11 protein-coding genes are annotated in these 13,537 nt (G+C 41.2%); 1 reads left to right on the forward strand and 10 read right to left on the reverse strand.

All coding sequences use genetic code 11. The annotated features are described in order from the left end of the window. Position 1 precedes the first annotated feature (1 nt). From ACWPWK_RS07435 to fixA, 10 genes are all read right to left on the reverse strand, one after another. Positions 2 to 1,135 (reverse strand): 2-hydroxyacyl-CoA dehydratase subunit D, encoded by a 1,134-nt coding sequence (locus tag ACWPWK_RS07435; RefSeq protein WP_109373296.1) that lies wholly within the window; start codon positions 1,133 to 1,135, stop codon positions 2 to 4. Beyond that, positions 1,135 to 2,376 (reverse strand): 2-hydroxyacyl-CoA dehydratase subunit D, encoded by a 1,242-nt coding sequence (locus ACWPWK_RS07440; RefSeq protein WP_069369783.1) that lies wholly within the window; start codon positions 2,374 to 2,376, stop codon positions 1,135 to 1,137. Before ACWPWK_RS07440 ends, ACWPWK_RS07435 begins: the two co-directional genes overlap by 1 nt. Further along, positions 2,373 to 3,200 carry an acyl-CoA dehydratase activase gene (locus tag ACWPWK_RS07445; RefSeq protein WP_109373295.1) on the reverse strand — a complete coding sequence of 276 codons (828 nt, stop codon included), beginning with the start codon at positions 3,198 to 3,200 and terminating at the stop codon, positions 2,373 to 2,375. The genes ACWPWK_RS07440 and ACWPWK_RS07445 overlap by 4 nt, the downstream gene beginning before the upstream one ends. Positions 3,201 to 3,236: 36 nt before the next feature. After that, a complete protein-coding gene (locus tag ACWPWK_RS07450) occupies positions 3,237 to 4,472 on the reverse strand; it encodes a CaiB/BaiF CoA transferase family protein (protein ID WP_098941845.1) in 1,236 nt (411 codons plus the stop codon). A 66-nt stretch (positions 4,473 to 4,538) separates the two neighbouring features. Then, positions 4,539 to 6,176 (reverse strand): AMP-binding protein, encoded by a 1,638-nt coding sequence (locus tag ACWPWK_RS07455; protein ID WP_109373294.1) that lies wholly within the window; start codon positions 6,174 to 6,176, stop codon positions 4,539 to 4,541. A 461-nt stretch (positions 6,177 to 6,637) separates the two neighbouring features. After that, positions 6,638 to 7,960: an MFS transporter gene (locus ACWPWK_RS07460; RefSeq protein WP_109373293.1), complete on the reverse strand. Its 1,323-nt coding sequence runs from the start codon at positions 7,958 to 7,960 to the stop codon at positions 6,638 to 6,640. 88 nt (positions 7,961 to 8,048) lie between these two features. Beyond that, complete coding sequence (fixX, locus tag ACWPWK_RS07465; protein ID WP_023582978.1) at positions 8,049 to 8,336, reverse strand: ferredoxin-like protein FixX; 288 nt, start codon at positions 8,334 to 8,336, stop codon at positions 8,049 to 8,051. Continuing rightward, on the reverse strand, positions 8,333 to 9,625 hold the full coding sequence (gene fixC, locus ACWPWK_RS07470; protein WP_109373292.1) for an FAD-dependent oxidoreductase FixC: 1,293 nt from the start codon (positions 9,623 to 9,625) through the stop codon (positions 8,333 to 8,335). Before fixC ends, fixX begins: the two co-directional genes overlap by 4 nt. Positions 9,626 to 9,682: 57 nt before the next feature. Continuing rightward, complete coding sequence (locus ACWPWK_RS07475) at positions 9,683 to 10,621, reverse strand: FAD-binding protein (RefSeq protein ID WP_109373291.1); 939 nt, start codon at positions 10,619 to 10,621, stop codon at positions 9,683 to 9,685. An 11-nt stretch (positions 10,622 to 10,632) separates the two neighbouring features. Beyond that, complete coding sequence (fixA, locus tag ACWPWK_RS07480) at positions 10,633 to 11,406, reverse strand: putative electron transfer flavoprotein FixA (RefSeq protein ID WP_109373290.1); 774 nt, start codon at positions 11,404 to 11,406, stop codon at positions 10,633 to 10,635. Positions 11,407 to 12,006: 600 nt separating this feature from the next. On the opposite strand from fixA, the gene caiT reads away from it, so the two are divergent. After that, positions 12,007 to 13,521 (forward strand): L-carnitine/gamma-butyrobetaine antiporter, encoded by a 1,515-nt coding sequence (gene caiT / locus ACWPWK_RS07485; RefSeq protein ID WP_088494513.1) that lies wholly within the window; start codon positions 12,007 to 12,009, stop codon positions 13,519 to 13,521. Positions 13,522 to 13,537: the final 16 nt, after the last annotated feature.

Here is a 13,537-nt window from a genome sequence, read left to right on the forward strand (position 1 = left end):
GTTAAGCAGAAAGCACATCTGCAAAAGTTTGCAGTGCCGTTCTTGCCTGTTCATATGTTTTGGTTTGCTGATCAATTTCGATAATGATGGAAGGAATGCCTTCTCTATCGAGGAATTTCTTCACGATAGGGGCATCAAATTCTTCAGGATCACAGAACTTCGTCAGTAAATAGACAACACCATCAGCGCCTGTATTTTTCACCATATCGGCAATTAAACGACCACGTTTTTTCTCTGGATCATACAAAAGTGAACACCCATCAAGATGAGCGATTTGCTCAGCCATTGCTTCATAAGGTGCTTTGTTTTCAGGAATATCTTGGCGAAATTGACGAGACTCATGCGCGACTTCATCCGCTACAATCGCCATTTTGTTGTCAGCCAAAATTTGTAGAATAGAAGGGCTATCCGCAATAATGCCTGTTACAACAATCTTGTGTCCTTTCCAAGGTTCTGGAGACAAGGTTTTGCATTGTGCAACAATGGTTTCAACGGCTTTTGTATGCTCAACGACATCCATAAAATAACCACTTTTGATCACAGTATTACGACGTTGTGGTGTGACCAAGTTTGGATGAAGTGCCGCGATATCTGAAAACTCGCGTAATGCGCGACGGCGCTGATTAAATAGATGGATGGCATTTTTCAGTGCATCGTCTGTCACCGTTTGACCTGAAATCTCCCCTAATTGCAGTGCAATTTTCTTATATTGTTCAGTTAAGAATGCAATACCTGCTGGCGTTTTACGGTTCTGTGGATGAACCAATTGAATGAAAGGAACTTGTGGTACACCAGATTTCCAGTTTTGCCCTAAGCATTTTAAGGTGTCACAAAGAGAAGGAATTAAGGCAGCAGACAATTTATTTAATGCCCCATCTAATCCCATCTCAAGAGAAGAAAGCACTAACGCACAATAGAAAGGAGGAAAATATTTCTTCGCTTCTGAGATCTCACGGCCTTCTGCTCCCCAAATACCAAAAGGCACCATACCTGCGGCATAGACAATTTCATTCGGCGTATATTCAGGAAAACAGCCAACAACCTTTTTACCACTACGAATAAACCCATCTAATTGAGCAACAGGGTTATCCACCACGGCTTGTAACTCATCAAACAACTCCGTTAATGTTTTCATTAGATGTCTCCCTTTTTCATTTCTGCTTTGTTAGCAGCCATAATTTCAGTCAATGCTTCAACACGGGTGACATACTGCGCTTCAGAGAAAACACGAGGATCAGCTTGGTCGCCATCAAAAGTCACTGTTGGGATCTTAAGTTCATGACGAATACGGCGCTCAATTTCAGGCATAATGCCACTCCAGAGCTTGCAACTACGGTTAACGTGAATAATCGCACCATCAACTTTATTCTGACGGCTCACGTTGATACGCATATCAGCAGCACGCTCAACAGAGACACAGTTAGGAACGTAGGAGTAAGCACGCATCATTTCGTCACTGTTTTGATAAATCACACCAAATGCAGTAGCGTAAACAGTGGCAGTTACGTTGATACCTTGCTCTTTTAACGGAGTAGATGTGGCACGCAAGTAAGGCCAGCAGGCAATACCTTCAAAGAGAACACGGTATTTTTCTTCACCGCGGTAAGTCGATTTTTTCTCTTTGATATTTTGTTCCATCTCTTCACACAGTTGCTCAAAAGCCAGTGCGGCTTCTAATTTACCGCGAGCACAAACAGCAACAGCCATGTGATTAAAGAGATCAAAACCATTCATTGGCGAAGGTTCATATTGGCAATATTCCGCCGCTTTTAACCATGCACGTCCTGTACGTTGCGAAATTTCACAGACTTCTTTAAATTTCTCTTCTGAGAATACTTTGCCTGTGACTTTTTCGAGTTGTTTGATGGCATCATCAAATTGCGCTTGAACATATTTCACCGTTACATCATCGGTGTCATAGTCATTTTTATAAGGAATATCGATAAGGATCATCGGGATATTCAGCTCATAAGCGATATTTTCATACCATTTGATCATGCAGTTACAGATGTTGTTACAGCACAGCAAGAAGTCAGGCTGTGGCATATCCATCTCTTCACACTGCTTAATATCCATGTAAGAGAGGCTAATGCGTGCATAAGCACAGATATCATTGGAATAACCCATGCTTTCTGCGTGCTCACACATTTTTAAACCCGCACCTTTTGCGGCAATCGCAGCGGCTTGATTTTCAGGATAAACCACACATAAACCCAGTGTTTCAGCGATTTCTTGAGGGAAGTTTGAAGCGCACCACCCTATTTTTTCACCGCTGTTTTTGGCATCCCACGCACGCTGATAAGCATCAGCGGCAATTTTTTGCAGTCTTTTTTTCGCAGGAATATAATCCGGCGCATTCATATCTACATTGCTCATTTTGATGTTCCTATTGTTAACGCATCGTCTTCCAGTTGATGGCGGCACGCTTCAAAGGCATAAATGGCGGCACCTATCGCCCCGTTGTATTGTGATAATGGTGAGGTGGCGATAGGAGCGTTCAGCTCTTCGCTAACATAACGAACAACTTCAAAATTACTGGCAACACCGCCTGTCATGACAACAGGAGCTTCAACACCGACTCGTTTTGCAAGACCTGCAATACGGCTAGCCACAGAGCGGTGAATACCATTAATGACGTCGGGTATTGTTTCGTTATTCGCGAGATGAGAAATAACTTCCGATTCAGAGAACACGGTACAGGTGGAGCTAATCGTGACTTTCTTCGTGGACTTAGCGCCCTCTTGAGCGAGATCGGAAATCTTGGTTTCTAATACTCGCGACATCACATCTAAAAAGCGTCCTGTACCCGCAGCGCACTTGTCATTCATCACAAAGTTCAATAAACGGCCTGCACCATCCATATGAAGTGCTTTAACGTCTTGACCGCCGATATCAATCACTGTTTTCACACCCGGAAAAAGAAAGTGCGCACCTTTCGCATGGCAGCTAAGTTCACTCACTTCTTTGTTGGCTTCTTTCAAAGAGTTACGTCCATAACCTGTTGCGCAGATCCAGCTGATCTGACTGAGATCGCCGCCAAATTGACGCAATACTTCATTGATCGCTTTTTCAGGCCCAGATGTACCAGCGCCAACAGATGCCAATGATTTCGCGACAATCGCGTCACCATTTTTCATGATGATGCATTTCGAGGCTGACGATCCGATATCAACGCCCATTGTGAAAATGTCTTGTTGCATGCCTTTGCTCTCCTGAAAATTAAAAAAGTAAGTGGATTATTCTTTCCACGTCATCACGTCTTTATTGGCTTCAAGGTTTGCTATCTCTTCAGCGCTATACCCTAATTCAGCTAATACAGACGGTGTGTCTTCACCTAACAAAGGGCCACGGCGATATTCAGGTAAACCACTTTCTAAGAAATCAATCGGTGGACGAACTAAGGCTTTTTCACTGCCATTTTTATATTTCATGTTGTAGAAGGTGTTGATTGCCCAAGCTTGTTTATCTTCCAACACTTCTTCCCAAGTTTGTGCAATGCTGAATGGGATATCGTTTTTGGTGAAAATATCTGCCCACTCTGACGCTGTTTTTTGCTCAACTTGCTGCCAAATCAGGTCATATAATTCTGGAGAGCGATTATTTTTCGCCACTTCTTGTAAACGGGTATAACGGGCGTCTTCTGCTAAATCTGGGCGACCAATACAGGAAATAAAGGTTGGGTAATAAGCATCGTAAACAGGCATGCAGACTTGGATAAAACGATCATCTTTCGTTTTATAAGCCAAAATAAATGGGCTGGTGGTATTGCGGCGATCGATAGGATAAGGCTGACCATAATCTGGGTATTGTGCCGCTTGGATCATGATGGCTTGAGTGTAAATAGAGGTATGCAACAAGTTAGTTGAAACATACTCACCTTGACCGATATTTTGAGCACGAATATAAGCAGCTAACACACCTGAAACCAAGCCTAATGCGCACTGGTGATCGCCTAGACCAGGGATCACATTCATAGGTACTGTGCCTTTTTGGTACAGAGAGCCTAAAATACCGCCACGCGCAAAGAATGCTGTGTAGTCAAATCCTGGTAAGTCTTTATCTGGACCTTCATCGCCATAACCCGTCACACTGGCGTAAACTAATTTTGGAAAGCGTTGTTTTAACGTTTCATAATCTAAACCCGCACGCTCTCTTGCTCCAGGGCGCCAGTTAGTTAAGAAAATGTCTGCTTTTTCTAACAGTTCAAACAGGATTTTTTTCCCTGCTTCTGTTTTCGTATTTAACACAATCCCACGTTTATTGGCGTTTTCTAAATCAAAACTGGTGTTTTCATGTTGATCTAATGGGCGGCCTTCTGTTGGTGCTGTATAGCGTAAGTTATCACCACTTGGAGATTCGATTTTGATTACGTTCGCACCCATATCAGCTAAAATACGACCTGCTGCCGGTACCGCGATAAAGGTCGCCAACTCAACTACGGTGACACCTTCCAGTGCTTTATGACTTGTCATTTCTTCTCCTAATTATTTTTAGACTTCATACTGCTGTTGTCAGAATGTGGATAAATCCGTTGTCACTTAACTCGCTACTTTGTTTTTTTCATCCTTGATTGAAACGCTATAACCCAGTTGCAATTTCAGCGCTTGCACATCAATTTTTCCGCAAGGGGTATGAGGAAATTCTGTAAAGAAATGGAGTTCTTTGGGGATTTTGTAGCGAGCCAGTCGCTCTTGTAGAAATTCACGTAATTCACTTTCACCAATGCTGTGGCCTTTTTGCACACAAATGGTGGCAATCACTTCTTCACCTAAATCAGCAGACGGAATGCCAAATGCTTTTGTCGCATCAACACCAGCATATTCAGCAATAGCTTCTTCTATTTCACAAAGGCTGATATTTTCACCACCGCGCACCACAATCTCTTTCATGCGATAGGCGTAGTGATAATTTCCTTGTTCATCGATACAGCCGATATCACCCGTGTGTAACCAACCCTCTTCGTCTAACGCTTCTTTGGTTTTATCAGGGGCATTGTCATAGCCCATCATCACATGGAAGCCACGCGTACAAATTTCACCTAAAATACCTACTGGCACAGATTTACCTGTTTTCGGATTGATAATTTTCATTTCAACAAAAGGTAATGGCTTACCAATAGATCCACGTTTTATTGTTAAAGGATCGTTAGGTAATGTTTGGGTACAACAAGGTGAGGCTTCTGTTTGACCATAAGAGACGGTAATGCCTTTCATGCCGAGGATATTTTCGATGTCATCGATTAACGCAGGAGGAAAACTCGCTCCTGCAATAATACCTTTATCAAGACTAGATAAATCATAGTGAGAAAATTGCTCATGCTTCATTAAGCGACTAAAAATTGTCGGTACGCCATGCATAATAGTGCAACGATAGTCTTGAACGACTTTTAAAACATCTTCAGCACAGTAGTTATCTAACAGAACTAATTGGCATCCTGTTGTTAATGCAAAAAAGAGGCAGGAAGAGAGTCCAAAGCAGTGGAACAGAGGAACCGCAAGACAAATTACATCGTCATGAGTCACACCTAAGCGCTGTGCTGATAACATGGCGTTATTGATGACATTATATTGGCTTAACATGACACCTTTAGGCATTGCTGTACTGCCAGAGGTCATTTGAATAGTCAGCAAATCTTTTACACTAACTTGTTCAACAGCATGCTGATAAACAGCAGCGGATACGTGTATTGCTTTTTCTTTTAATTGAGATAAAGAGACACTTTTTTCTGCATGTTCATTTCCCATGCTAATAAATAATTGAGGTAATACATCTTTATTTTCGGATGCTTTTTTAGAAAGACAATTAATAACCTCAATAAAATGATTGCTTTTAAAACCATCAGAAAAACAGAGTGCTTTAATTCCTGTTAATCGACATAAATCTAATAACTCTCTTTTTTTAAAATGAAAGTTAATACAAACGACGGGTACACCAATTTGAGCGGCGGCAAGAAAACAGATTATCCATTCCACACTATTAGCAGACCAAATACCTAAACGATCCCCCTTTTTTAAACCAATAGATAAAAAACCACGGGCGACTTGATCCACTTCTTGTTGTAATTGTTGCCAAGTTAGTGTTTTTTTACTTTGATTCTCAATCAAGGCTATTTGTGAAGAATATTGCTTCACTACACTGTTTAGACATTCTTTAACTGTCGTTTCTAATAAGGTCATAAATACCTACTCAACCGCTTCTTTGCTGGTGTTTACGTCTGTAATGACCTTATTCTGGGTAGGGGGAATTATTCATTCTTGGTAAATAACGAACTGTTTTTCGTCATTTGAATAGTCTGAGAGAGATTTGTGATTGGTGTCTAGATTCGGTGGGTTAAATATATTTACCAATTGAAGATAAATTAATAACAATGAAATAGATTTGGAACCGAAGCGTTATAAAGGTGTTATTTTTAAATAATAAAAAAGAGAGTGACTTTATTTAAATAAGAAAAATAGAATCACTCTCTTTTTAATATAAATAGCCTCAGCTCACTTTAAGATATAAAAAAATCTTATCAATAAACATTGATGTGATAATTTAAATTAAAATAATATAAAAATAATAACGATTGAATTTTACAGCCTCTACATGAAAATTAATTTAAACAATTAAATTTATTGTTTACCAATTAAGTGTGTTATTTACCCCGACGCATCGGCATAGTTGAAGTCTGATTAAGCGTTAATCCTTTGGTTTCTGGTGCAAACAGCACTGACACTATCATCCCAAACAGTGAAATCCCAGCACCGACTAACATCGTGGTGTTAATGCCATAAGTGGCAATAAATGCAGGGAGCGCGCAGGTTGAAATCACGGTGCCAATACGGCTTATCGACATAATCACACCCACTGCGGAAGCGCGAATGTCTGTTGGGAAAAGTTCGTTAGGATAAAGCCACTGTAAAATACCCGGCCCTCCAGAGAAGAATGCATACGTGGCAAACGCTAAGATAACAAATAAGATGGGTAAATCAGGGAAAACGCCGAGCACTAATAATGCTAACGTCATCATGGCAAAACTACCAATTAATAACGGACGTCGCCCTGTTTGGTTTAACCAGAACATGGCGGGAATACAACCAAACATAAAGAATAGACTAATGACTACATTACCCAGCGCCGCACTCCTTCCTGTATCCCATCCTAATAAACCGACAATTTGGGGTCCAAAGGTATAGATGGCAAACATCGGGATAACTTGGCAAGTCCAAATCACCGCAACAAACAGAACAAAAGAAAAGTGACGTTTATTAAATAACTCAATAAAACGCGTTGTTTTCGCATCTTCCGCTTCAAAAACCACAGGCTCACCAAAGAGCTTGATCATCATCTCATTACACTCTTTAATACGCCCTTTGCGTATTAACCAAAGCGGAGATTCGGGTAAATCAAAACGACCAATTAAAATAATAACGCAAGGAATAAAGGCACTACCAAGCATCCAACGCCAACCATCTTCAATATCATATAAAAGATAACCGACCAAATTGGCGCACGTCGCCCCGATATACCACATGGCAGCAATAAAACCGACAGCAAAAGCGCGTTGTTTTTTATTGGAAAACTCAGTAATCATCGAGGTCGCAATAGGATAATCGGCACCAATCACAATACCAATCAGGAACCGCATCACCAACAGACCTACTGGGGTTGAAACAAACATTGTCGCGATAGAAATAATAGCAATAGCCACAATATCCACAAGGAACATTTTGCGACGACCCACTTTGTCACAAATATAACCAAAGAGTGATGTACCAATAAAAAGCCCTGCTAATGTCGCTGCACCAAGCAGACCAATCCATCGTGTATCAAGCTGTAATAACGGTGTGAGTTGCTCTAACGCTACACCGATAATCACTAATACATAGCCATCAAGAAAAGGGCCGCCACTGCCCCATAACATCACTCGACGATGTACTGAGGTAAAACGAATATCATCAAAGTTTCTGGGTTGCATGACTGCGTCCTGGTATTTTTTCTAAATAAAACAAAAAAAAGAAAAGCTCCCAGGCCGGAGACAGCACTGGGAGAAAAGTAGCGATACATCATCCGTAACGATATTCCACGCCAAAAGTTCCACGTGGGTATTCCCATTTTTCAAGCGCACTGTCTAAACCAAGAATTCGACAAGTTCCACACTCTAAGCACCCTGCATAATCAAAACTGATAGTGCCATCTTCTTGTTTTTTATAAAGACCCGCAGGGCAGGCTTTAACTAAGGTTTCTAGCACCTGCATATCGGGTTGCTCTTTGACGACGATATGTGGATTTTCCTCATCGACATTAAATTTATTGATGCCTAATTTGACATCGACATTTACGGGAGAACTCATATTGCTTTTGCTCCTTTGATCCCATCTTTGATTAGGTTCATCCAGCCGACCTTTTTGGTATGACGCATTAGGGTTTTACGCATAGGTACTGGCGCTTCACCCGTAACAGTAAAGAGATCTTTGGCAATACCAACGACCATTTCAGGATAAGCGGTGAACATACGAGGGTTATCAAGTAAATCAGGCATACGCTGATAGGCTTTCATATCGCGTAATGGACCATCTTCTAAATGCTTGAGATATTCATTTAGCGTCTGTTTGCTAAAATCATTTTTCTCCATTGCCGATAGCACGGTTTTTGCAGCAGCTTCGCCGGATGCCATCGCTAAATCCATGCCACGAATAGTGAAGCCAAGGTTCATACACATCCCTGCTGCATCACCCGCAATCAATACGCCATCACGTACTAATTCGTGTTGCATTCTTAACCCAGCTTCAGGAACAACGTGCGCACCGTATTCCACCATTTTTCCGCCTTCAATCAGCGGTGCGACAACTGGATGCTGTTTAAAATCTTCCAGCATTTGTGGTACCGACTTTTTAGCGTCTTTAATATGGTGAAGCCCACACACCAGACCTAAAGAAAGCGTGGTTTTATTGGTATATAAAAAACCGCCACCCATTAGTCCATCAGTAGGCGAGCCTGCAAATAACCAAGCCGCACCTTCATTATCTTTTAGGTTGAAGCGATCTTTAATCACACTTTCAGGCAGTTCGATGATCTCTTTGACACCTACCGCGACATTTTCGGCCGCAACACGTTTTGTCATTCCTAGCTGTTCTGCAAGAATAGAATTCACACCATCCGCGAGGATCACCGCTTTGGCTTCTAACACATCACCATCGGCTTCAACGCCAACAATTTTGCCATCACGCTCAACTAACTTATCAACACGAATGCCTGTGATACATTGCGCACCCGCATTTTCGGCTTGTTCCATTAGCCATTGGTCAAACTCGCCCCGTAATACAGACCAAGAGGCCGTTTTTGGGTTATTTCCTTCAGCATTTTGGTAATCAATCGTCATTGCGCCTGTTTCGGTCATAAATGACAATTTTTCATGAGTGATCACGCGTTCAACAGGCGCTTCTTGCGCAAACTCAGGAATGATGTGCTCAAGGGTATGTGCATACATACGACCACCGGTTACATTTTTCCCGCCAGCGTAGTTACCTCTTTCTATTAGCAATACTTGTGCGCCTTCTCTTGCCAAAACAAGTGCAGCCACAGATCCTGCTAATCCTGCGCCAACAATAATGGCATCGAAAATATCTTCGGAATCGGACATAACATCTCCAGAATTTGCGATAAACAGCAGAGAAGTTCCCTTCCCTGCTTAAATAAATCAGTTAGATAATTGACGAGTTAATGCAGGTAGAACCTTCATTAAGTCACCGACAATGCCGTAGTCAGCGAATTGGAAGATAGGTGCATTTTTGTCTTTATTAATGGCAACAATGGTTTGAGCGCCATTAGCGCCGACCATATGTTGAATTTGTCCTGAAATACCAGCAGCTAAATAGAGTTCAGGTTTCAGCATCAGATTGGAAATGCCGACATAACGCTCGTGTTCCATCCACTTCTCATTTTCAGCAACAGGACGAGAGCAGGCGATTTCAGCACCAATGGCTTTGGCGAGTTCTTCTGCAATAGCGATATTTTCTTTACTGCCGATACCGCGACCCACGCTGACAACAAAACGCGCTTTGTCTAAATCAACGGCATTGATTGCGCGTGGTTGAACTGAATTGCGAACGATGGTTTGAGCTGGGGCAATCCATGCGACTTTTTGTGCATCACCTGTCGCACCAGTTTCTGGTGCAACATCAAAAGCACCCACGCTTGCAGTTACAACACAGTAAGGGGTTTTCAGGGTTTCATCACCAAAGGCAAGACCACCGTAAACCATATGTTTTGTCACAAGAGAATCACCGTCTGCTTTTAAAGATTGTGCATCATTAGACACAACCGCCTCTAAACGATGACCTAAGCGAGCGGCTAATAATTTGCCACGGCGTGTGTTAGGCAGTAGCACTAAACCTGCATCGCCTTTCTGTTTGATGGTTTCAACCATGCTTTGTGCATAGTCTTCAATAATGCGATCGTCAGGTTTGCCTTCTAATTGGAAAACGGCTGTTGCACCTAATTTAAAGGCAGCAACACTTTGCTCATCATTCAATGTAAATACATTGATAGATTGCCCTAATGAAGAAGCGCCACCCATTAATTCTGGTAAACGGGAAAGTGCATCACTAAATACCCAAACAGTTGAAAACTGGCTCATAACTCCCCCTATTACTTAAGAATTTTACGTAAATGTTCTGCCAACTCAGCAATCTGATCATCGCCATCACCTTCAATAATGATGCGTTGACGAACTTTCTGTTTCGGCGCAGCCACTTTTTGTTCTGAACGCGCAGTAATCGCACCCAGACCAAGATCGGCAACACTCCATTGCTGAACAGGTTTCTTGGCAGCACCAAGAATGGCTTTCATCGAAGGAATTTGAGGTGTGTTAATATCGGTAGATACCGCAATAACAGCAGGTAATGGAATTGTCAGTGTTTCGATTTCATTTTCTAATTCACGCTCGACCGTAATTGAATCATTAGAAAGAGAAACAATTTTGTTAATACCATTTATTGCTGGAATATTTAGGATTTCACCCACCAGCAAGCTAACTTGTTGTGAACTTAGATCCGCAGATCCATCACCACAAAGAATTAAGTCATAACCTTTTTTAGCCGCAGCCGCAGCCAGTGCAACCGCTGTTTGATAAGGCAGAGAGGCTTCAAATTGGTCATCAACTACAACCACTAAATCGTCAGCTCCACGAGAAAGAACGTCTTTGCGTGCTTTCGCATTTGTCAGTGATTTACCACCTACACTCATTGCCGTGATTTGAATGCCCTCAAGTTGAGTTTTAAGCTGATTAGCGGCTTCAATCGCATTTAAATCATATTGGCTGATTTTGGTGTTAGCACGAGAAAAATCCAGCGAACTATCTGCGCTATTTACCGTAATATCCTGCTCATCGGGAACACTCTTGTAACATGTAATAATATTCATTACATCTCCTGAAATTAATAAATAATGTCATTTACTCTGGCAATGTAATATAGAATTAACACAATTAAGCGTTTAAAAAATTAAACCTAGGTCACCAATATTGAACATTATTAAATAATGAATCGATAGGTTTCAATATTGCCAAATACATCACCAATATTGAAATTAATTTTAATTGAAGTGAATAACTTTCAATATTGCTACTTTGATCAACAATATTGAAGGTAATAAGCATAACGTTATTTAACGTTCAATATTGCCACCGAGATCAACAATATTGAAAGACAGAATATAACAACCCTATTACATACAAGCTTATAGCGATAACTATCAACAAGTTACAATGAAAATAAAACGTTATAAAACGTAACATAAAATCGACAAAAAGAATAGTGTGAAGTGAATAACAGAATAGATTTCTTATAATATCCATCATTCTTCATCATTAATGGATTTATGGATTAGCCAATCACTTTATTTTTCTATTATGATGAAAACTCAATAGACGAAATAGATAGAATTAAACTTAAATGCTTTATTAGATATTAGGAATTAACACTACTTAAACTTCTGCGCTAAATATATTTGGAAAATTTACCTATGAGCAAAGATAATAAAAAGGCTGGAATAGAACCGAAGGTTTTTTTTCCACCATTAATCATTGTTGGTATTTTATGTTGGTTAACGGTACGTGATCTTGACGCTTCAAATGAAGTGATTAACGCCGTATTCAGCTATGTTACCAATGTCTGGGGTTGGGCCTTCGAATGGTATATGGTCATTATGTTCGGGGGTTGGTTTTGGTTAGTCTTTGGACGTTATGCCAATAAACGTCTTGGGGAAGATAAGCCAGAATTTAGTACCGCAAGCTGGATCTTTATGATGTTTGCGTCTTGTACATCCGCAGCCGTCCTCTTCTGGGGTTCGATTGAAATATACTACTACATTTCAAGCCCTCCTTTTGGAATGGAAGCTTACTCAACTCAAGCAAAAGAAATTGGTCTAGCTTATAGTTTGTTCCACTGGGGTCCTTTACCTTGGGCAACTTATAGTTTCCTTTCTGTTGCCTTCGCTTACTTCTTCTTTGTTCGCAAAATGGAGGTTATCCGCCCAAGTAGTACCTTAACCCCATTAATCGGTGAAAAACACGTTAATGGGATCGTCGGAACCATTATTGATAACTTCTATCTCGTTGCGTTAATTCTGGCAATGGGGACTAGCCTTGGTTTAGCAACACCGTTAGTCACTGAATGTATTCAATACTTATTTGGTATTCCTCATACCTTGCAATTAGACGCCATTATTATCTCTTGCTGGATCTTATTAAACGCAATTTGCGTGGCTTTCGGTCTGCAAAAAGGGGTGAAAATCGCCAGTGATATTCGTACTTACCTGAGCTTCTTAATGTTGGGTTGGGTGTTTATCGTCGGTGGTGCGAGCTTTATCGTCAATTACTTCACCGATTCTGTCGGTACATTGATGATGTATATGCCTCGGATGCTGTTCTATACAGACCCTATCGGTAAAGGCGGATTCCCTCAAGGCTGGACTGTCTTCTATTGGGCTTGGTGGGTTATCTACGCGATCCAAATGAGTATCTTCTTAGCGCGTATTTCTAAAGGTCGTACTGTTCGTGAATTATGTTTAGGGATGGTTTCAGGTTTAACCGCAGGGACTTGGTTAATTTGGACAATCCTTGGTGGTAACACCTTACAACTGATTGACCAAAACATTCTCAACATTCCACAACTAATTGAACAATACGGTGTTCCACGCGCCATTATCGAAACATGGGCAGCATTACCACTAAGCACAGCGACAATGTGGGGCTTCTTTATCCTCTGCTTTATTGCCACAGTCACCTTAATTAACGCCTGTTCTTACACACTGGCAATGTCCACTTGCCGCTCTATGAAAGAAGGCTCTGAGCCACCTTTGTTAGTACGCATCGGCTGGTCTGTGCTGGTTGGTGTTATCGGCATCATTCTATTAGCACTTGGTGGTTTAAAACCGATTCAAACCGCCATTATCGCTGGAGGATGCCCACTATTTTTCGTCAATATCATGGTCACCTTGTCCTTTATTAAAGACGCCAAAGTACATTGGAAAGACTGATCCGCTATAAGCAAAA

It is taken from the genome of Proteus sp. Marseille-Q3619 (genome assembly GCF_965283115.1).